Origin of the sequence: Litoreibacter ponti, from assembly GCF_003054285.1 — a bacterium.
Lineage (GTDB): Bacteria > Pseudomonadota > Alphaproteobacteria > Rhodobacterales > Rhodobacteraceae > Litoreibacter > Litoreibacter ponti.
This window is the reverse complement of the sequence record NZ_QBKS01000002.1, coordinates 26,252-47,121: the sequence shown is the minus strand read 5'-3', so window position 1 is coordinate 47,121 and position 20,870 is coordinate 26,252. Positions and strand designations below refer to the sequence as shown.

Here is a 20,870-nt window from a genome sequence, read left to right as displayed (position 1 = left end):
AGGCCGGGTTCGTCCCGGCCTTTGTCGTTTTTATCATTTGAAATCAATGTACTTGCCGCGCTGCAGCGTGAATGTTGCGAAATGTGTCAGGTATGTTGCAATCGGTCATAAAGAGTGAGTTGTGACAATGGCTTACGGGACCTAATTTGCACGGCAACCAAGCAGCCTGGGGGGCTGATAGGTGAACTAAAACCGCGAGGGCCGCGTTAGGTCTTCCGAAAGGGGTTACCGTGCAGGCAACTTTGACGCAGACGATCAGCTTTGAGGGCGTGGGCCTTCACTCCGGCAAGCCGGTGCGCATGTCCGTGCACCCGGCCGCCGCGCGTTTTGGCATCTGGTTCAAGCGCACGGACGTCACCGATGCAGATAACATGATCCGCGCCATCTACACGGGCGTCGGCACCAAGCCGCTGTGCTCGGAGCTGTCGAACGACGCCGGCACGACCATCTCCACGGTAGAGCACGTCATGGCCGCACTCGCAGGCTGCGGCATCCACAACGCGCTGATCGAAGTCGACGGCCCGGAAGTGCCGATCATGGATGGCTGCTCGAAGGATTTCGTGCGGGCCATCGTTCAGGTCGGTGCCCAAAAGCAGGCCGCACGGCTTTACGCGATCGAGGTTCTCTCCCCCGTCATGGTCGAAGAGAACGGCGCGGTGGCGATGCTGACCCCGGCCAAGGGCCTTGAGATCGACTTCCACATCGACTTCCCGGATGAGGCCATCGGCCGCCAGCATATGGCGCTCGACATGCGCAACGGCACTTTCGTGCGCGAGCTGTCCGACAGCCGCACCTTCTGCCGCAAAGCCGATATCGACAAGATGCACGAGCAGGGCCTGGCCCTGGGCGGCACCTACGATAACGCGGTCGTCGTGGACGGTGCCGATGTGCTGAGCCCCGGTGGCCTGCGCCACGTGGACGAGGCCGTGCGTCACAAGATGCTCGACGCGCTTGGCGATCTGGCCTTGGCCGGTGCGCCCATTCTCGGACGCTACACCGGCGTCAAAGCGGGCCACGCCATGACCAACAAATTGCTGCGCAAGCTGTTCGCGGATCCGTCCGCCTATCGCTTCGTGCCCTGCTCGCATGCTCAGCTCGCCCGTCTTCCGGGCGTGGGTGTTGGCATGGCCGATCTGGCGCTGGTGGCCTAAGCCGCGCGCGGCGCTCACAAAATCATTCAAAGGCGTTTTGCCCTGCAAATAGATGTGCTAGACCAGCCCAAAGAGCCGCAACCCGGGGCGTACCGGGGCGGGATGTGAGATGGGGTCGCGGTCGATGACGGCACGCAGCAGGGCATTTCTGAAATCAGCCGCGGCGCTGGCGCTGGTGGCCGGTCTATCGGCCTGCGGCGGTGGCGGCGGCGAACGTGGTGGCCTGTTCGGCGGCTTCTTCCAATCCAATCGGGAGCCCCCGCTGGAAAGCTTCGGCCCGGAAGAGATCTACAAACGCGCCGAGTTCGAGCTGGAAACGCAAGATATCGACGATGCCGTGCGCCTGTTCTCCGAGGTCGAGCGACTCTATCCCTATTCCGAGTGGGCCAAGCGCGCCTTGATCATGCAGGCCTTCGCCTATCACGCCGACCGCGACTACGAGAACTCGCGCGCCTCCGCGCAGCGCTTTCTCGACTTCTACCCCGCCGATGATGACGCGCCCTATGCGCAGTATCTTCTGGCGATCAGCTACTACGACCAGATCGATCAGGTCGGCCGCGATCAGGGCCTGACCTTCCAGGCGCTGCAGTCTCTGCGCACTGTGATCGAACGCTATCCCGACAGCGAATACGCCAAATCCTCGATCCTGAAATTTGATCTCGCCTTCGATCACCTCGCGGGCAAAGAGATGGAGATCGGGCGCTATTACCTTAAGCGCGGGCATTATTCGGCGGCGATCAACCGCTTCCGGGTTGTGGTCGAAGAGTTCCAGACGACGACCCACACCGCAGAGGCGCTGCACCGGCTGGTGGAAAGCTACCTGTCGCTGGGCCTGACCGACGAGGCGCAGACCGCGGGCGCGATCCTCGGCTTCAACTACCAGTCGTCGGGCTTCTATCAGGACAGTTTCAACCTGCTGCAAGGCCGTGGGCTCGAGCCCGAAGCGGCGGGCTCCGGCTGGCTTCAGGACATCTACCGGCAGGTGATCCGGGGCCAGTGGCTCTAGGGGAGGTGGGGCAGGCCCACCTGACGTCCGATGCTCACGCAGCTTGATATCCGCGACATGCTGATCATCGACCGGCTGGATCTCGAGTTCCAGCCGGGTCTCAACGTGCTGACCGGCGAGACCGGGGCGGGCAAGTCGATCCTGCTGGATTCCCTCGGATTCGTTCTGGGCTGGCGCGGTCGCGCGGAGCTTGTGCGCGCAGGCGCGACCAAGGGCGAAGTCACGGCGCAGTTTGATCTGCCTGCAGGCCACGCGGCCTGGGCCGTGCTGGAAGAAGCGGGGTTCGAGATCGAAGGCGAGCTGATCCTGCGCCGCACGAACTACCCCGACGGCCGCAAGCAGGCTTATGTCAACGACCGCCGCGCTTCGGGCGAGCTGTTGCGCGCGCTGTCTGAGACGCTGGTGGAGCTGCACGGCCAGCACGACGACCGCGGCCTGCTGAACCCGCGCGCGCATCGCGACATGCTCGACGAGTTCGCGGGGCTCGACCTCGCCCCGGTGCGCGCCGCCTGGGACCAGATGACAGCCGCGCGCCGCGCGTTGAAGAAGGCCCAGAAAGCGCTCGACGAAATCCGGCGCGAGGAAGAATTCCTGCGCCACGCGGTCGCCGAGCTTGACGCGCTCGCGCTTGAGCCGGGCCAAGAGGCCGCCCTTGATGCCCGCCGCCGCCAGATGCAGGCGGGCGAGCGCATCCGCGACGACGTCTCCCGCGCCCTGCAGGCCCTTGGGCTGAACGGGGCAGAGGGGTTGCTCGGCGACGCGACCCGCTGGCTCGACGGCGTGGCAGAGCAGGCCGAGGGCCAGCTCGACGGTGCGCTTTCCGCGTTGGAGCGTGCCCTGACCGAGCTGGGCGAGGCCCACGAAGGGGTCGAACGCATGCTCGAGCATCTCGATTTCGACCCGATGGAGCTGGAGCAGGTCGAAGAGCAGCTTTTTGCCCTGCGCGGCGTGGCGCGCAAGCATGACGTGCTGGCCGATGATCTGGCTGAGTTTGCCGAAGGCCTGCGTATCCGCCTTGCCGCGCTCGACGGCGGCGAGGTGGAGTTGGCAGAGCTGGAAAAGGCGCTGGCGCAGGCCACGGAAACCTATGATGTCGAGGCGGCCCGCATTACCGCTGCCCGCCAAGACGCCGCCGCCCGCCTCGACGCCGCGATGGGAGCAGAGCTCGCGCCCCTGAAGATGGAGCGCGCGGTGTTCAAGACCGATGTGACGCCGGAAGCCCCGGGGCCCGACGGCGCAGATGATGTCTCTTTCACCGTGGCCACGAACCCCGGCGCGCCCTCCGGCCCGCTGAACAAGATCGCCTCCGGGGGCGAGCTGTCGCGATTCCTCCTGGCCCTGAAGGTTTGCCTGTCGTCGACGAGCCAAGGCGTGACCATGATCTTCGATGAGATCGACCGCGGCGTGGGCGGTGCCACGGCGGATGCCGTGGGCCGCAGGCTCGCTTCGCTCGCCGATGGCGCGCAGGTGCTGGTCGTAACCCACTCGCCGCAGGTGGCCGCGCTTGGTGGGCACCATTGGCGGGTGGAGAAGAGCGTGCGCGACGAGCAGACCTTCTCCACAGTCGTTCCCCTCGACGCCCAGACGCGCATCGACGAGATCGCGCGCATGGTGTCCGGTGACACGGTGACGGACGCCGCCCGCGACGCGGCCCGCGCGCTTTTGGACGGGTGAAGCGCCTTGGAAGGCGCTTAAAGCCCGTTGCAACGGGCTTCCTCGCCTAGACCATCCCACAGCTTTGTCATAAGACTGTTGCACCGCAGCACGGCACGCCGGGGACCCATGGCCGAGCACATACCTCCTGACCGCCCCAAGGGATTCGCCAGCCAGCAGCTCGACGAAGCCCTGATGGCGTGCCGGGATGGCTGGCGTCTCCTGCGTCACAAGGGGCCTTCCCAGCTGCAATTCTGGTTCATCGCCCTCCTGATCGGCATCGGCGCGGGCTTCGCCGCGCTGTTCTTTCGCAAGGGGATCGAGTGGCTGCAGGGCGTGCTCTACGACGCCAAAGACATCCGCGAGCTGCAGGAATTCGTCACCGATCTGGAGTGGTACTGGATTGTGCTGATCCCGATCACGGGCGGGTTGATCACCGGCATCATCCTGCACCTGTTCACCGATGACGGGCGGGTCCGCTCGGTCGCCGATGTGATCGAGGGGGCCGCGATGAACAATGGCCGGGTCGAGAAGCGGGCAGGGCTCGCCTCCGCCGCCGCCTCGCTGATCACGCTCAGCTCCGGCGGCTCGTCGGGCCGGGAAGGCCCGGTCGTGCACCTGGCCGCGGTAATCTCCAGCTGGGCCTGCGGGCTGATCAAGGCCGACGGCATCACCGGGCGCGACCTTTTGGGCTGCGCCGTGGCCGCGGCCGTCTCCGCCAGTTTCAATGCGCCCATCGCCGGCGCGCTTTTCGCGCTGGAGGTCGTGCTGCGCCACTTCGCCATCCACGCCTTCGCGCCCATCGTCATTGCGTCCGCCGCGGGCACGGTGATCAACCGGCTGGCCTTTGGCGACGTGACCGAGTTTGCGCTGCCAGAGGCCAACACGCTCGATTTCTATGTCGAGCTGCCCGCCTTCCTGATCCTCGGCATCGTCTGCGGCCTCGTGGCCGTGGCCCTGATGCGCGCGATCTTCTGGACCGACGATCTCGGCACCTATGTGCAGCGCCAGACCGGCATGCCACGCTGGCTGCGCCCGGCCTGTGCCGGTGCGCTGCTGGGCCTGATGGCGATCTGGTTTCCGCACATCATCGGGGTCGGCTACGGCACAACGTCCGCGGCGCTGACGGGCGAGCTGATCCTCTACGAGGCGGTGATTTTTGCCGTGCTCAAGGTCGCCGCCGTCGCCATCACCATGGCGGGCCGCATGGGCGGCGGGGTGTTTTCACCCTCGCTCATGGTCGGCGCGTTGACGGGCCTCGCCTTCGGCGGGATCGCCACCGGGCTGCTCCCCGACATCTCCGGATCCGAGACGCTCTATGCGCTCGCAGGGATGGGCGCGGTGGCCGCCGCGGTGCTCGGCGCGCCGATTTCCACCACGCTCATCGTGTTTGAGCTCACAGGCGACTGGCAAACCGGCCTCGCCGTGATGGTCGCTGTGTCGCTCTCGACCGCCATCGCGGGCGGGCTGGTCGACCGCTCCTTCTTTCTCACTCAGCTCGAGCGGCGTGGCACGCATCTCGCCGCAGGCCCGCAGGCCTACCTTCTGTCGATGTTCCGTGTGGCCAATGTGATGCGCAAAGGCGACCACCCAGAAGGTGCAGATGATGACGCGATCTGGGACGCCATCGCCCAAGGCCACTTCATCGGTCCCAACGCGACGCTGGAGGACGCCATGCCGATCTTCGAGCGTACCAACCGCGCCTTCCTGCCGGTGGTTTCCGTCGGAGACGAGGGCGTGCCGCCCGAAATCCACGGCGCGCTCTTCCAGGTCGACGCGCTCAAACAATACAACCGCGCGCTTGCCGCCACCGCAGCGGAAGAGCACTCATAGCGCGCTCACGTCTTTCTTTGTTCCAAAAATACGGACTATCTCGCCGCTAGCCACGCGCCAGATAGTCAGAGACCCGCGCCAACCCCGCCCGCAAGTCGGCTTCCGGATTGGCAAACCCGATCCGCACATATCCTTCCATGCCGAACGCGGCGCCGGGGGTGAACAGCACACCGGTTTCCTGCAGCAGCCCCCGACAAAAGGCCTCCGATCCCTCCGCCATATCGATCCGCAACAGCGTCACCGTGCCAGAGCGCGGCTTGACCCAGGACACGCGTGGCTCCCCCGCGACCCAGTCGCTCAGGATGGCCAGGTTGCCACGCGTGATCGCGCGGGATCGGGCCAGGATGCGGTCTCGATTCTCCAGCGCGAGCGTCGCGAAATGGTCGTCGATGCGCCCGATGGAGATCGTGTCGTAGTCGCGGTGTCGCTCCACCGCCTCGATCACCTCGGCAGGTCCTGCAACCCACCCCAGCCGCAACCCCGCAAGCGAGAACGCCTTCGACATCCCGCAGGTCGAGATGCCTTTCTCGTACAGATCCGCCACCGCATCCGTCATGCCGGAGCCGTCCTGATCCGTGCCGCGATAGACCTCATCACACAGCAGCCACGCATCCACCTCGCGCGCGATTTCCGCGATCTCCAGCAGAATCTCCCGCTCGATCAGCGCGCCGGTCGGGTTGTTCGGATTGGTCAGCGCGATCAGCCGCGTGTCAGGGCGGACCAGCGCGCGCAGGCGGTCGAGATCGGGCAGGAAGCGGTCTTCCTCCCGCAGCCAAAGCTTGTCGACCTCCGCGCCGATGCTGGCCGGAATGGAGTAGTGCTGCTGGTAGCTCGGCACCACGGCGACCACATGATCACCGCTTGAAATCAACGCCTTATGCACCAGCATATTGGCCCCGATGGTGCCATGGGTGGTGATCAGGTTCTCAGGGCCTTGCTTGGAATAAAGCCCCGCGATGGCCGACAGCAACCGGTCCGAGCCGCGAATGTCGCCATAGGTCATCTTCAGGGCCAAAAGCGCGGACAGATCGGTCTCGTTGCGGCCCGACAGGGACAGCAGCTCTTCGATGGTCAGGCTCTCGACGCAGGTTTCGCCCAGATTATGGGTGCAGCGGGTCTCCCACGCGTTCATCCATATCTCGACCCCGAACGGCTCGATCTGCATCGCGTCACACGGCCTCGACGGTCACCTTTTCGGGATAGAACGCCAGATGCCCGGCGATCCGCTCAAGGCCCTCCTTCGGCGTCTCGTAGGACCAGGCGGCATCCTCGATCGGGCCGCTTTTCGCGTGCAGCGTGAAATAGCTGGCCTCGCCCTTGTGCGGGCAGGTGGTCTTGGTGTCGGTTTGCTCAAAGAACGCCATGGCCAGATCGGCGCGCGGAACGTAGAGCACGAGCGCGTGATCCCCTTCGCTCAGCTCGATGACATTGCTACTTTCGCCCAACACGGCCCCCGCGGCGCGGATCGAGTAAGTGCCTGTTGCGGCGCGCAATTTGATGTGGTCGGCCATGGGCGGAGCCTCCTTTAGGTCATCTCAATGTGTGCTAGAGGGGGAACATGACAGTTTCGTGTCAGCTTGAAAAGACACAACTTGCAGCAACCGCAGGTTGCGCAAGCCAGACTTTCACGGAAAGTCTGAGCGCAAATTCTTCAAAAGAATTTGGCCCCGCTCAAAGCGGCGCGCAGGCGGCATCCAGCCAGTCGCGCGCAGCACCCGACAGCTCCAGCTTCTCCCAGATCTCGGCGTGATAGCCGTTGATCCACTCGATCTCATGGGGCGCGAGCATATCGCGCAGGATCAGACGGCGCTCGAACGGCACCCATGTCAGCGTCTCGAAGCTCAGCTGGTCGCGCCTGTCGCCCAGCTCTGGCGCCTCCTGCACGACGATAAGGTTCTCGATCCGGATGCCGAATGCGCCCTCGCGGTAGTAGCCCGGCTCGTTGGACAGGATCATTCCCGGCTCCAGCGGCACCTCCGAGATGCGTGACAGGCGCTGCGGTCCTTCATGTACGCACAGATAGACGCCCACGCCATGGCCCGTCCCATGGTCGTAATCCAGCCCATGCCGCCACAACGGCGCCCGGGCCAGTGCATCGATATCGCGCCCAGCCACGCCACGTGGGAAACGCGCTTGGCTGATCGCGATCATCCCTTGCAGCACCAGCGTGTAGCATTCCTGCTGCTCGCGGCTGGGCCGACCGATCACCGTCGTGCGGGTGATATCGGTCGTGCCGTCCACATATTGTCCGCCGCTGTCGACCAGCAGCAGCTCCCCCGCCTTGACCGCCCGGTTGGTCGAGGTCGTGCAGCGGTAATGCACCACAGCCCCGTGCGGGCCAGCGCCCGCGATCGTGTCGAAGCTGATGTCGCGCAGCGCGTTGGTCTTGGACCGGAAGCCCTCCAGCGCGGTCACTACGTCGATCTCGGTCAGCCCGGGGCCCTGTTTGTCCAGCCAGGCGAGGAATTCCACCATCGCGTGCGCGTCGCGGATATGGGCCGTGCGGGTGCCCTCGATCTCGGTCGGGTTCTTGATCGCCTTGGGCAGCACGCAGGGGTCCTGCGCATAGGCGATCTCCGCCTCGATCAGCTGGGAGACCGCCGCGGGCGCGCTGCCCCGGTCCACCCGGATCGTGCCTGTCAGTGCCGCGAGCGCATCGGCAAACGCGTCGGGCGGGTGTTGGTCAATTGCCGGATCGGGCCCCAGATGCGCGACCTTCTCGGGATCTATGAACAGATCCACCCGGGCGTCAGCGTGGAGGATCGCGAAACACTGCACCACCGGGTTACGTGGAATGTCGGAGCCGCGAATGTTCAAAAGCCACGAGATGCTGTCGGGCAGGGTCAGCACGGCCGCATCGTGGCCTGCGTCCTTCAGGATCGCCGCGATCTCTTTGCGCTTGTCACCGGAGCTTTTGCCCGACAGCTCCAGCGGCTGTGCCTCGGCGCGGCCTTGTGGTGGGGCGGGGCGGTCCTCCCAGATGCGGTCGACAAGATTGTCGGTCTCGACAAGCGTCACGCCCGCGTCGCGGATTTTCTCGACCTCCGCCTGCGTATGCAGCCAGGGGTCATAGGCCATATTGTGGGGCTCGGGCAGCGCGTCTTTCAGCCAGGGTCCCGCTTGGGTCTCCGGCCAATGCACCGGGGTGAAATGGTCCAGCGCCACCTGATCCTTCACCTGCACCCGGTAGCGCCCGTCGATGAAGACGCCCGCTTGGTCGCGCAACGCGGCGCAAAAGCCCGCAGAGCCGGTGAAGCCCGTAAGCCACGCCAGCCGGTCGTCGCACGGCGCCACATATTCGCCCTGATGCGCATCGGCGCGGGGGATCAGGAAGCCGTCATAGCCTTCGCGCGCAAGCTCTTCGCGCAGGGCGGCGAGACGGGGAGGGCCTTGGTCGGGGGACGTCGCGTCGTCGAAACTTTGAAACATGGCCGCAATTTGCGGGCAATCGCGCCGGGCCGCAAGCTCAGCTTTTGGCGGCCACTCCGGTCCAGTCGGTATGGCCGCGCGCATTCAGGATCGAGCGCATCTTGAAGCGCCCGTCCACGACCTCCAACAGGGCCGAGGACGTGTAGGCCGCCGTTGCCCGCTTGCCCCCCGACAGCAGGCTGGTCTCGTACGTGCCGACCCAGGTGCCGTCCATGCTGCGCTCCAGCGCCAGCGGCTTGCGGTAGATCAAGTCAAGCTGCATCGCGTCGCAGGCTTGCAGGTAGTGGTCGAAATTGCTGCGCAGCGCGTCGGGCGTGTCGAAAAGCTGCGGTCCGGCGCGGGTCACCATCGAGAAAGGCAGCAAGATGTGCGCCTGCCATGCGTCGAAGTCGCGGGCGATGAAACAGTCCGAAATCGCGTCGAGGAAGGTTTGAAATTCCGCGTCCGCGTCCATCGGGCCTGACCTAGCTGGCCCGCTTCATGCCCATGACCCGGGCACGGGCGCGCGGGTCGCTGTCAAACAGAGCCGCCAGCTGCTCGGTCATCGCGCCGGCCAACTGCTCCACATCCGTGATCGTCACGGCGCGGTCGTAATAGCGGGTGACGTCGTGGCCGATGCCCACGGCGATCAGCTCCACCGCGCGGCGTTTTTCGACCATGGCGATCACGTCACGCAGGTGCTTTTCGAGGTAGTTCGCCGGGTTCACCGACAGGGTGGAATCGTCCACCGGCGCACCGTCCGAGATCACCATCAGGATCTTGCGCGCCTCCGGGCGGCCCAGCATCCGGCGATGGGCCCATTCCAGCGCCTCGCCATCGATGTTTTCCTTCAGCAGCCCCTCTTTCATCATCAGCCCAAGATTGGGCCGCGCTCGGCGCCACGGGGCGTCGGCGCTTTTGTAGATGATGTGGCGCAGATCGTTCAGGCGGCCCGGCGCTTGTGCGCGGCCTTCGGCGAGCCACGTCTCGCGGCAAATGCCACCTTTCCAGGCCTTCGTCGTGAAGCCCAGAATTTCCGTCTTCACCTGGCAGCGCTCCAAGGTGCGCGCCAGCACGTCCGCGCAGATCGCCGCGATCGAGATCGGCCGCCCGCGCATTGAGCCGGAATTGTCGAGCAGAAGCGTCACGCAGGTGTCGCGGAACTCCATGTCTTTTTCCTGCTTGAAGCTCAGCGGCGTGGTCGGGCTGACCACGACACGGGCGAGGCGTCCGGCATCAAGGATGCCTTCCTCCAGATCGAACTCCCAGGACCGGTTCTGCTGCGCCTGCAGGCGGCGCTGCAGCTTGTTGGCAAGGCGCGAGACCGCGCCCTTCAGGGGCTCCAACTGTTGGTCGAGATAGGCGCGCAGGCGCTCCAGCTCGGCAGGCTCCGCCAGCTCTTCAGCGCGGATTTCTTCATCATTTTCAGTCGAGTACACGGTGTAGTTCGGGTCCGCATCCGAATGGGGCGGCGGCGGGGGCGGGTCCATCGGCGCCTCGCCCTCGGGCATCTCGGCTTCCTCAGACATCTCCGCATCGGCCATGTCGTCAAGGTTAACCGTCGCCTGGCTGGCGTCGTCCTGTTGTTCCTGGCTCTGCTCGGCGGAGGCTTCCTCGTCCTCGGAATTGTCTTCCTTGTCGGGGTTGCTGTCCTCGTCGGCTTCCTGCTCGTCTTGATCCTCAGACGCCTCGTCTTCCTGGTCTTCGTCGATGTCGTCCGGGTCGTCGCCCAGTTGGTCGCCATAGCCCAGATCATCAATCACCTGGCGCGCGAACTTTGCGAACTTGCCCTGATCGGACAGCACGTCCTGCAGGTCCTCCAGCGTGCCGCCCGCGGCGCCTTCGATGAAATCCTTCCACAGGTTCATGACGTTCGCCGCGTCGGCGGGCAATTCGCGGCCCGTGGCGAGATGGCGGATCAGGTAGCCCGCGGCGACCGATAGGGGCGCCTGGCTCGCCTCGGTGATCTGGCCGTATCCCTTGCGCTCCGCCTCCGAGCCGATCTTGGCGTCGATATTGCCCGCCGTGCCGGGCATGGTGCGCGCGCCCATCGCCTCGCAGCGCGCGGTCTCCATCGCATCGTACAGATCACGCGCCATGTTGCCCTGTGGCTCGTAGCGCGCATTGGTGGAGGGGTTGTGGAAGCGGCGGCGCAGCGCGAAGGCATCCGCGGTCCCACGCGCCATCAGCACTTCCTGACGCGTCATGCGGCGCGTCACCTGCGGCAGGCGCACCTGGTCATTGGTCATCCCCGGCGGGTCAACGGAATAGGCCACGCCCAGATCCGGGTCGTTGGCGAGCGTCTTCGTCGCTTCGGCCAGCGCCTTCTTGAACGGGTCTGCGGGGTTGTCGTTTTGCGCCATGTCTCACGTCCTGATCTCTCAGGGCGCAATCTAGGGTGCTTTGGCGGGGAAGACCATGCCATTTGGCGCGGAGGCGGGCGGCAAAACGACCTCATTGCACTCTGCGATCAGTTGCGCCGAGGCCTCCCGCGCCAGCGCCACGCTGCGCGGGTCTTGTGCGAAGGTTGCGCGGGTCAGCAGGCGCGATTGCGCCATTTTGGCCGTGATCCGCCAGGTCAATGCCAGCCTTCCGGGCATGCCGTATTCCATCGCATCCGGCATCACCGCGTCCAGCAAGGCTTCGAATTGCTGCTTGAAGGCTAGTGTGCGTTCCGAGGCGGGGCCATCGAACATGCGTTGATGCTCCTCCAGCGCGCCAAGCCGCCCGGCACAGGTGGCAAAAAGCTGCGCGCGTTGCGAGGGGGAATTGGGAAATGCGGCGGCCTGCGCCGCGAGGCCCATCCCCAGAAGCAGAGCGATTGTATATGTTCGTATACCGCGCATGTTTTGGAGCTTAGCCCCAAAAAGTAGCTCAACAATTAAGCGCTATGCAAAAACAGGGTAAATGTAGCGTTAACGCCACATGCGAACACTAGAGCTGCGCGTCGAGATTTCGGCAGACGTCGAGATCCTCGTTCCACACCTTGTCGGTCGCATAGGGCTCGCGCCCGGCGTTCACATTAGCCGTGTAATGCGCGTGGTAGCGGCTGGAGACGGCGAAGGCCTCCTTCACCGCCGCGTCACGCAGCTGCGCCTCGCTCGCGCCGCCCGCCTTCAGACGCAGATCGATCCCCGCCGTCAGGAAGCGCGAGACATTGGCCTTCGCAGCATCGATATTTTCGGCGTCGAGCCGCACCTCGCTGCCGAAATCAAGAACCGAGTGGAACAGCCCCGCACAATGCAAGGCCACCGTGCTGACATCGGCCCCGCCCGAGATCACGCGTTCGAGCGGCACAATCGGCTCGGCGGCATGGACGGTGTAGGGCAGGCACGCGCAGGCAAGCGCCAGGGCCACGGGGCGGAGGAGGGCAGCATTCATCATGGCAGGTACCCTACAAGCTGGGCCCGCCGCGACAATCCAAAACCTGCGGCAAAGGCGCCAAAAACAAAAGACCGCCCCACAGGGAGCGGCCTATCAAACCCATGTCCGAAACCTCAGCCCAGCGACACGCTGGCGGCACTTTCGGGGAGCTCTTCGTCGAAGCAGCGCTGGTAGAACTCGGCCACGGTCTCCCGCTCCAGCTCGTCGCATTTGTTCAGGAAGCTCAGGCGGAAGGCGTAGCCCACATCGTTGAAGATCATCGCGTTTTGCGCCCAGGCGATCACGGTCCGGGGCGACATCAGTGTGGACAGATCGCCATTCATGAAGGCCGTTCGGGTCAGGTCCGCGACGGTGACCATCTGGCCCACGGTCTTGCGGCCCTTCTCGGTGTTGAAGAACGGGTTCTTGGCCAGCACGATCGCGGCCTCCGCGTCGTGGGACAGGTAGTTCAGCGTGCACACCAGCGACCAGCGATCCATCTGGCCCTGGTTGATCTGCTGGGTGCCATGATAAAGCCCCGTCGTATCGCCAAGGCCCACGGTGTTGGCGGTGGCGAAGATGCGGAATTGCGGGTGCGGCGTCAGCACCTTGTTCTGGTCCAGCAGGGTCAGCTTGCCGTCGGTCTCCAACACGCGCTGGATCACGAACATCACGTCCGCGCGGCCCGCGTCATATTCGTCAAAGACGATGGCCGTGGGGTTGCGCAGCGCCCAGGGCAGGATGCCTTCCTGAAACTCGGTGACCTGCACGCCCTCTTTCAGCTTGATCGCGTCCTTGCCGATCAGGTCGATCCGGCTGATGTGGCTGTCGAGGTTCACCCGCACGCAGGGCCAGTTCAGGCGGCTTGCGACCTGCTCGATATGGGTGGATTTGCCGGTGCCGTGGTAGCCCTGGATCATCACCCGGCGGTTGTGCATGAAGCCCGCGAGGATCGCGAGCGTGGTGTCGCGGTCGAACTTGTAGGTGCTGTCGAACTCCGGCACGCGGTCGGTGCGGTCCGGGAAGGCCTTGACCTTCATGTCGCTGTCGATGCCGAAGACCTCGCGGACGGAGACGTCCTCGGTGGGTTTCGCGTTCAGATCGATGCTGCCGTCGGCCATGGGTGAAGTCCTCTCGAATAACCCGGACGGGATGCAACATATCGCGGGGAAGGACAAGGGGAAGCCCTGCGGCAAAGGGACATTTACGGCGCTCCGGGCCGCAGGGCTTGGAGATGCCGCCGTCTTGGGCATAAGCTTGCGCGAAACTGGTCTTATCAGGCGGTGAGGGAGATGAGGGAAGGGGCGCAGCCGGACCCGGCGACCAATCTGGGTGATTTCGTTCCCGCGCACCCGATCGATGCCGCGTGGGTCGAACGTGCGTTGGCTCTTGTGCGCAAGGAGGTGGGCGAGGCGGAGCTGCGCCTTGAGGTCGTCCAGGACAACGGCACACGCATGACGGTGGGCCAGATCGACGCGGCGGCCCTGCGCGGCGAGGGACTGTCCAGTTTTTCGATCTCGGGCCGCCGTGACGCGGCTGCGCTGTATCTGAATTTCCACCCCGATGATGGGCTCGGGCGCGTCTATATCACCAGCGAGGCCCCCACGGCGGAGGCCGCCGCCGCGCGCCTCGACACGCTCGCCGCGGCGCTGCAGCTCGAGGTCGACCGCAAGCACAGCAAGAGCTTCACCGCAAAAGAGCTGACGCGCGTCTCGACCACGGCCCTCAGCGCTGCGGTGGTTTTGGACGCGATCGAGGCCCTGTCCGCGGCCAAGACCGCGCTGAAGCCCGCAAAATTTCACCTCTCCAAACGCCGCCAGAAGGATTACAACTCCGCCGAGATGGACCTTGCGGCGCTCAAGCAAGCCCTGGGCGACCTGGACGAATTTCACCAGATAAGGCGCGTGCGTGCGTCGTTTTACACACGCGACGGCGATCTCGACTGCACCTTCACGCTGCCCACCGGCCTCATTGACCTCTACACATGGGCCACGGCCAGCTCGACCTTAATCGCGGACGCCTGCGAGACGCTCGATGCGCAAATCGGCCTGCAGCGCCTGAGCCAGGCCCGCGATACCTATCGCTCCGGCACGTTGACCTACGAGATCGGGCGGTGGTCGCCGCATATGTTCGAGGACGGCCTGAAACGCATGGTCGGGCGGCTGCGCCGACGCGGGCGGCCCAAGGGGGCGCAAGGCTCGGATTCCGGTCGCAACCATCCCGCGCCAGAGGTGACCCACCTGTTTCTGACCCGCGACGGGCAGGCGCAGGAACGCTTCGATGGCCCGGTCGAGGTTCTGGAGCCCTACGAGACCCTGCCGGATTTCTTCGAAGGGCTGGGCGACGGCTACAAGACCCTGCGCGCCATCAATGTCTCGCTCGAGGCCCACGGCATGACCCGCATCAACCTCGCCGTGAACGTCCGCGACAAGCGGCTGGAGTTCTGGGGCAACGATCCGCTGATCATGGTGCAAGACCACGCCCGCCCGCTGATCGACGGGCTGCGGATGAAGCTGGTGGAAGGTGAGCCGGGAACGTCCTTGCCGGAGCGGCCAAGTGTCTTGGAGGTCGTGACCACGCAAGTCAGCCGCTTCAGTGGGTTGATCAAAGCCGGGACAGGTGGCTTGGCGGCGTTGGGCGTCGGTGGGGCTGGGCTAGTGCTGCTGGGCTGGTCCGCGGTGGAGGTCAGCCACCCGGTCGCCAACGGCGAAAGGTTCGAGGCCGCGCCGGTGGAGGCGCTCTATCTCGACTGGCGTCTCGAAAAGCCGATCCTGCGCCGCGCACTTGAAGCGGTTACGCAGATGCGGCTGCCCGACGCGTTGGATCTCACCGTGTTCGAGAACGGGATGCTTCGGTCCGATCTGTCGCAGCAGGGCGTCTCTGGCGGGGTGACGTTGCCGCTCACGGCGGGCACCTACCGGATCGATTTCGACCATCCCACCTGGTCGGTCAGGGACGCCACCGTTTTCGTGACGGTGAAGGCGCCCGAATAGGCGGCGCGCGGGCTCGTCGCCAAGGGGGCCTGCGCGAAAACTCGCCGTTGGGTAGAAAATCTCAACCTGCATTAATTCTGTCTTAACCAACACCCGGCCATCACGGTGGAGCCGGCGCATTGGAGCCTCGACGTCGGTCCGCGTGAAGTCAGACGAAAGGGAGTATCCATGACACGACATCCGGTGTTGGCCGACCGAACCATTTTGCTGGCTGAAGACGAGGTTCTGATCTCTCGCTATCTGTGCCGGGTGCTGGAGCGGGCGGGCGCCTGCGTGACCCCGGTGCGCCGCGCCGCCGATGTCGAGGCATTGGCCCATATGGCCGACCGCCATTTTGATGTCGCGCTGCTCGATGTCTCGCTGGAGGACGGCTCGGTGCTGCCCGCCGCAGAGCTGCTGATCCAGCGCTGGGTGCCGATCGTGTTTCACTCCGGCCATGACCAGCCGGTGCTGACCACGGGGCCCACGGCCTGGGTGCGCGCGCTCGACAAGCCGGCGCCGACGCCGGAGATCGTCGATGCCCTTGCCGCGCAGATCTCCCTGCCGGATATGCAGCGCGAGATTGCCTGATCGATGAGCGTGACCTTTCCCACCAATCCGATGCGCCGCACCTTGCGCAAGGTCGAAGACCTCTCCCACCGCGCCCAGCTTGCGCTCGAGGCGGGCAGCCTTGCCACGTTCGAGTGGAACCTGGCGGCCGATACCTGCATCGTGGATGCGACCCTGCGCCAGCTTTTCGACCTGCCCGAGGGCGAGGTGACGGGGGCGATGGTGTTCGATCGGGTCCATCCCGATGACCTGAGCGCGCTACGCGCCACGATCGCGGCGACGCTCGCGCCGCGGGGCGCAGATTTCGACACGTCGTTTCGTATTCTGCGCGCCGGTCGGACCGTCTGGATCGGCGGGCGCGGGCGCGTGGTCGAACGTGACGATGACGGCCGCCCCCTGCGCATGATTGGCGTCAACTGGGACATGACCCGGGCCAAGCAGGAAGAGGCGCGCAGGCTCGACCTGACCCGTGAGATGGATCACCGGGTCAATAACAGCTACGCGCTGATGGAGGCGCTGATCGCCATGGGCGAGATGGAATACCGCCGCGCCGAGGATTTCGCGGCAATGTTGCAGACCCAGATCCACGCATTGTCTGACGCCCACCAACTGGCCTCCGACGTGCTCTTGCACGAACAGAAAAACCGCGCCGCCTTGCCGCTTGAGGATGTGGTCGGTCGCGCGCTGCGCCGGGTGCCGGAGCGGCTGCGTCGCTTTGACCTCGCGCCGGGGCTGGCGATCCGGGTGCAGGATGTGGCCGCACTTGTGATGCTGCTGCACCACCTGCGTATGGGCATGCTGCAAAGTGCGCCGCTCGTTCTGCGCGCGACACCTCAAATCGCAGGTTGGTCAGAGCTGACATGGGCCTGCGGCGCCCCGATGGTGCCCGTCGGAGAGCCCGATTTCATCGTCGCGCTGTGCATCGAACAGTTGGGCGGCAGGCTTTTACATAACGGGCAGGCCAAGGCCGGTCAGATGCTGTCCTTCACCTTCCCGGTCTTCGACGAGGGTGCGGTTATGCCCGACGCCGCGCAGATCGCGCAGCACGCGATGCCGGTGGCGCAATATTTCTGACGAGGCGAAGCCCTAGTCGGAGAAATTCCGGCTGTCTTTCAGCTGATCCCACGCCCAGACGACCTGCTGCAATTGCTCCTCATCGGCGCGGTTGCCGCCATTCATATCGGGGTGCAAGTCCTTGATAAGGCTTTTGTACTTCTTGCGGATGTCCTTCTTGGACATGTGCACGGTGCCCTCTAGGATATCGAGCGCCTTGCGCTCGGTTGCGGGCAGGCGGCGGCCTGCGCCATTGGGGTTGCGGCCCGGGTTGCGGGTGGCGTTCTCGCCCAGAACGGCCATCGGGTCATCGACGCCCAGGCGCGACCAGGCGCGCTGCTCTTCGCCCTTCTTGAGTGGCTTGGTGGGACGCTCCCAGACTTTGTCCGAGGACATCTGGCGCTCCATTTCCTCTTGGGTGTGGGTCTCGAAGAAGTTCCACTTGAGGTTGTATTCGCGCACGTGGTCCTTACAGAACCAGTAGTAGTCATCGAGCACGTCGGGGGATTTCGGCGCGCGGTATTTGCCCGCCTCCTGGCAGTCCGGGGCCTCGCAGGTGCGCTGCGATGTCTCCACCGCGCCCGACATCCCGCGCCGGCCCTTGGCGCGGCGCGCCTTGTCGGACTTGGCTGAGATATCAAACTCAAATGGATCAAAGGGGGGACGGGCCATTGCTTCACCTTTTCGACTCGGAGCAGACAGCTTAAAGCTTAACGCGCCGAGGTGAAGGGGCTTTGGCCGAAAAAAATGGAGAAAAGATGGGCATTCAGCAGGAGATGGAGCGGCGCTTGACCGACGCCTTCGCGCCGCGCGAACTGGCGGTGGTCGATGACAGCGAGAGCCATCGCGGCCATGCGGGCTACCAGGAGGGCGGCGAGAGCCATTGGAACGTTCGTATCCGCTCTGAGGCATTCGCGGGACAGTCCCGCATTGCCCGTCACCGCGCCGTGCACGGTGCGCTCGGGCCGGAGCTTATCGGGAAGATCCACGCGCTGGCGCTGGACCTCGACGCCTAGGCGCTTTCGTCGCGCTTCTGTTCGTCTTCGGCCTCGGCCTCGACGGTGTCGTCGCCCTGCAGGAAGCCTTCCGGGGCGGGGCCTTCCTCCGCGCGAGTAAGCTGCGGCTCTAAGACCGGCTCGGAAATCGCGGCGGGCGCGGCGACCACGGGGGCCGCGGCAACCGCTGAAAGCGCCGGGGTCTCAATCGCTTCTTCGGGTGCGGGCGCGGTCGATACCGCGCGCCGGAAGACCAGGACAGAGTGGTATTTCGTGGTTCTGCCGGTGAAGCCCTGCCGTTCGTCGCAGGGCAGGGTTTCGGCGCGCTGGTATTCCCAGCCGTCCGCCGCCATCTCGTTGATCACATCGGTCAGGGTGGTTGCGAATTTGGCCTCCGGGCCCTTGACCTTGCGCGGCGCCTTGGCTTTGCGCGGCGCGGGCACCACCTGGTATTCGTAGGTTGTCATGGCTCTGTCCCCCATCAGACGTGAGCCATAGCCCTTACAAAACGCGCAGGCTACTGTCCAGATAGACCGGGCGTTTGCGGGCGGGTCTTCGCACAAATGGCACCGGGTGCGCCACCCGTGGCACGGCGCGCACGCGCGCCCGGCGGATCAGCCCGGCCAGACCAATGATGATCCAGCTGACCTGAATCAGCAGGGAGGCCAGGTTGAACGCGTGGAGCAGGGAGATCAGAACAAGGCTCGCGCCGACGAGGTTTGTCCAGATATAGACCGTGCCATTGCCGTCGATGAGGCCGAGTTGCAGCCCGGCGAAGCCAGCCATATAGGCCAGAAATCCGGCGATGCCGATGATCTGATATAGGCTGACTGCGTCGGGCATTGGGAGGTCACTCGTTAATTTGTCACTCGGTGTGGGATCACTATGCCCGATGACCTTGGGGAAGGCGCGTGAGTTAAGAGTGAGAAAGAATTCACGCCTGTCTTCATGGCAGCGCGGCGCGGCGCACGGTGGTGTCAGAATTGGTTAACGCAACGGCGCTATACCAGGCCCCGGATCCACGCGGGCCCGGGGTGACGCCCGGCCGCACCAAGACATCACATGAGACAGGGCCTCGGCTTATTGCAAGCTGCCATCTGTTTCGCGCGGAACATCAAGGGTCTTTGGGGGGGTACAGCCCCTGAAGGCACAGGCTCCGATCATGGCCGTCTGCTTCGGTGGCGCCACCATTTCATATCAGAGATACGGGTTCCCGTCCGGCCTTGGTGCCGCGGCGGGGGTGCGTGCGGGACGGACGTGCGACGCTCGGGCTGTGCCCATCGCCCCGCCCGCCATCCCGTATGGGCGCTTTAATGGCACCCAATCCAAAAGGTCGCTACGCGCTGAGTTTCTTTGAAACCAGCTCGTTGACGGCTTTTGGGTTCGCTTTCCCCCCCGTCGCCTTCATCACCTGACCGACGAACCAGCCCGCAAGCTTGGGGTTCTCGCGGGCTTTCTCGACCTGGGCCGGGTTTGTCGCGATGATCTCGTCCAAAGCGGCCTCGATGGCGCCGGTATCAGTCACCTGCTTCATGCCGCGGGCCTCGACGATTTCGGCCGGGTCGCCGCCTTCGGTATAGACGATCTCGAACAGCTCCTTGGCGATCTTGCCGGAGATCGCGTCAGACGTGATCAGGTCGATGATGCCGCCCAGCTGCGCGGGGCTGACGGGGCTGTCGGTAATTGCCTTGTCGTCGTCCTTTTTCAGCCGCCCGAACAGCTCGTTGATCACCCAGTTGGCGGCCAGCTTGCCGTCACGGCCCTCGGCCACCTGCTCGAAATAGGCGGCATCCGAGGTATCGGCGGTCAACACGCTCGCGTCATATTCGCTGAGCCCGAAATCGGCCATGAAGCGCAAACGCTTCTCATCGGGCAGCTCCGGCAGGTGGGCGGCCAGATCGTCGACCCAGTCCTGCTCGATCTCCAGCGGCAGCAGGTCAGGGCAGGGGAAGTAGCGGTAATCATGCGCCTCTTCCTTGGAGCGCATGGACCGCGTCTCGCCCTTATCGGGATCGTAGAGCCGGGTTTCCTGCACCACTTCGCCACCCGCTTCCACGATGGCGATCTGGCGCTTGGCCTCGACCTCGATCGCCTGCTGGATGAAGCGCAGGGAATTCATGTTCTTGATCTCGCAGCGGGTGCCGAGATGGGAGAAATCCTGCGTTTCCATGTATTTCTCATAGGCCCCGGGGCCGCAGATCGACACGTTCACATCCGCCCGCAGGTTGCCGTTTTGCATGTTGCCGTCGCAGGTGCCGAGGTAGCGCATGATCTGGCGCAGCTTGGAGACGTAGGCGGCGGCCTCTTCCGGCCCGCGGATATCGGGGCGGGAGACGATCTCCATGAGCGCGACGCCGGTGCGGTTGAGGTCGACGAAGGACATGGTCGGGTCCATGTCGTGGATCGATTTGCCCGCGTCCTGTTCCAGGTGGATTCGCTCGATGCGGACCACGCGGGCGATGCCCGGGGCCATATCGACCAGCACCTCGCCCTCGCCCACGATGGGGTGGTAGAGCTGGCTGATCTGGTAGCCCTGCGGCAGGTCGGGGTAGAAGTAATTCTTGCGGTCAAAGGCCGAGTAGAGGTTGATATCGGCCTTCAGCCCCAGCCCGGTGCGCACGGCTTGCGCCACGCATTCCTCGTTGATCACCGGCAGCATGCCCGGCATGCCCGCATCCACGAAGGCCACGTTGGAGTTCGGCTCGGCCCCGAACTGGGTCGAGGCGCCGGAGAACAGCTTGGCATTGGTGGCCACCTGGGCATGGACCTCAAGGCCGATCACCAGCTCCCAATCCTGCTTGGCACCGGCGATGACTTTGGGCTTCGGGGTCTCGTAGGTCAGGTCCAGCATGGGGGCTCTCCGCTT

The 20,870-nt window shown here is 64.8% G+C and carries 20 protein-coding genes; 8 read left to right on the top strand and 12 right to left on the bottom strand.

Features of this window, described 5'->3' with window-relative positions; translation table 11 throughout:
- Positions 1-230: 230 nt before the first annotated feature.
- From lpxC to C8N43_RS14075, 4 genes are all read left to right on the top strand, one after another.
- Positions 231-1,151, top strand: a complete 921-nt coding sequence (gene lpxC, locus C8N43_RS14090) for a UDP-3-O-acyl-N-acetylglucosamine deacetylase (RefSeq protein WP_107846415.1) — start codon at positions 231-233, stop codon at positions 1,149-1,151.
- A gap of 124 nt (positions 1,152-1,275) precedes the next feature.
- A complete protein-coding gene (locus C8N43_RS14085; RefSeq protein ID WP_107847257.1) occupies positions 1,276-2,157 on the top strand; it encodes an outer membrane protein assembly factor BamD in 882 nt (293 codons plus the stop codon).
- Between the two features lie 30 nt (positions 2,158-2,187).
- Positions 2,188-3,831, top strand: a complete 1,644-nt coding sequence (gene recN, locus C8N43_RS14080) for a DNA repair protein RecN (protein WP_107846414.1) — start codon at positions 2,188-2,190, stop codon at positions 3,829-3,831.
- A gap of 108 nt (positions 3,832-3,939) precedes the next feature.
- On the top strand, positions 3,940-5,643 hold the full coding sequence (locus tag C8N43_RS14075) for a chloride channel protein (protein ID WP_107846413.1): 1,704 nt from the start codon (positions 3,940-3,942) through the stop codon (positions 5,641-5,643).
- Between the two features lie 46 nt (positions 5,644-5,689).
- Here the strand turns inward: C8N43_RS14075 and C8N43_RS14070 are convergent, their stop codons facing one another.
- The 8 genes from C8N43_RS14070 to cobS form a co-directional block, all read right to left on the bottom strand.
- Positions 5,690-6,808, bottom strand: a complete 1,119-nt coding sequence (locus C8N43_RS14070; protein ID WP_107846412.1) for an aminotransferase — start codon at positions 6,806-6,808, stop codon at positions 5,690-5,692.
- Between the two features lie 4 nt (positions 6,809-6,812).
- Positions 6,813-7,154, bottom strand: a complete 342-nt coding sequence (locus tag C8N43_RS14065; protein ID WP_107846411.1) for a DUF427 domain-containing protein — start codon at positions 7,152-7,154, stop codon at positions 6,813-6,815.
- 160 nt (positions 7,155-7,314) lie between these two features.
- Entirely contained in the window at positions 7,315-9,072 is a 1,758-nt protein-coding gene (locus C8N43_RS14060; RefSeq protein ID WP_107846410.1) for an aminopeptidase P family protein, read from the bottom strand.
- 37 nt (positions 9,073-9,109) lie between these two features.
- Positions 9,110-9,526: a hypothetical protein gene (locus tag C8N43_RS14055; RefSeq protein WP_107846409.1), complete on the bottom strand. Its 417-nt coding sequence runs from the start codon at positions 9,524-9,526 to the stop codon at positions 9,110-9,112.
- 10 nt (positions 9,527-9,536) lie between these two features.
- A complete protein-coding gene (gene cobT / locus C8N43_RS14050; protein WP_107846408.1) occupies positions 9,537-11,414 on the bottom strand; it encodes a cobaltochelatase subunit CobT in 1,878 nt (625 codons plus the stop codon).
- A gap of 30 nt (positions 11,415-11,444) precedes the next feature.
- Entirely contained in the window at positions 11,445-11,897 is a 453-nt protein-coding gene (locus C8N43_RS14045) for a hypothetical protein (RefSeq protein WP_146174225.1), read from the bottom strand.
- Positions 11,898-11,985: 88 nt separating this feature from the next.
- Positions 11,986-12,435 carry a hypothetical protein gene (locus C8N43_RS14040; protein ID WP_107846406.1) on the bottom strand — a complete coding sequence of 150 codons (450 nt, stop codon included), beginning with the start codon at positions 12,433-12,435 and terminating at the stop codon, positions 11,986-11,988.
- A gap of 113 nt (positions 12,436-12,548) precedes the next feature.
- Positions 12,549-13,535: a cobaltochelatase subunit CobS gene (gene cobS, locus C8N43_RS14035; protein WP_107846405.1), complete on the bottom strand. Its 987-nt coding sequence runs from the start codon at positions 13,533-13,535 to the stop codon at positions 12,549-12,551.
- A 171-nt stretch (positions 13,536-13,706) separates the two neighbouring features.
- Here cobS and C8N43_RS14030 point away from each other — a divergent pair, with 171 nt between their 5' ends.
- From C8N43_RS14030 to C8N43_RS14020, 3 genes are all read left to right on the top strand, one after another.
- A complete protein-coding gene (locus C8N43_RS14030; protein ID WP_107846404.1) occupies positions 13,707-15,407 on the top strand; it encodes a hypothetical protein in 1,701 nt (566 codons plus the stop codon).
- A 168-nt stretch (positions 15,408-15,575) separates the two neighbouring features.
- Positions 15,576-15,977, top strand: a complete 402-nt coding sequence (locus C8N43_RS14025; RefSeq protein ID WP_107846403.1) for a response regulator — start codon at positions 15,576-15,578, stop codon at positions 15,975-15,977.
- A gap of 3 nt (positions 15,978-15,980) precedes the next feature.
- Entirely contained in the window at positions 15,981-17,030 is a 1,050-nt protein-coding gene (locus C8N43_RS14020; protein ID WP_107846402.1) for a PAS domain-containing protein, read from the top strand.
- A gap of 12 nt (positions 17,031-17,042) precedes the next feature.
- Here the strand turns inward: C8N43_RS14020 and C8N43_RS14015 are convergent, their stop codons facing one another.
- A complete protein-coding gene (locus C8N43_RS14015; RefSeq protein WP_107846401.1) occupies positions 17,043-17,681 on the bottom strand; it encodes a J domain-containing protein in 639 nt (212 codons plus the stop codon).
- Between the two features lie 86 nt (positions 17,682-17,767).
- Here C8N43_RS14015 and C8N43_RS14010 point away from each other — a divergent pair, with 86 nt between their 5' ends.
- Entirely contained in the window at positions 17,768-18,025 is a 258-nt protein-coding gene (locus C8N43_RS14010) for a BolA family protein (protein ID WP_107846400.1), read from the top strand.
- Here C8N43_RS14010 and C8N43_RS14005 read toward each other — a convergent pair.
- From C8N43_RS14005 to gatB, 3 genes are all read right to left on the bottom strand, one after another.
- Positions 18,022-18,471: a DUF4177 domain-containing protein gene (locus tag C8N43_RS14005; RefSeq protein WP_158269988.1), complete on the bottom strand. Its 450-nt coding sequence runs from the start codon at positions 18,469-18,471 to the stop codon at positions 18,022-18,024. The genes C8N43_RS14010 and C8N43_RS14005 overlap by 4 nt on opposite strands.
- A gap of 34 nt (positions 18,472-18,505) precedes the next feature.
- Positions 18,506-18,847: a CBU_0592 family membrane protein gene (locus tag C8N43_RS14000; protein ID WP_211308605.1), complete on the bottom strand. Its 342-nt coding sequence runs from the start codon at positions 18,845-18,847 to the stop codon at positions 18,506-18,508.
- Positions 18,848-19,340: 493 nt separating this feature from the next.
- Positions 19,341-20,855: an Asp-tRNA(Asn)/Glu-tRNA(Gln) amidotransferase subunit GatB gene (gene gatB, locus C8N43_RS13995; protein WP_107846398.1), complete on the bottom strand. Its 1,515-nt coding sequence runs from the start codon at positions 20,853-20,855 to the stop codon at positions 19,341-19,343.
- Positions 20,856-20,870 lie beyond the last annotated feature (15 nt).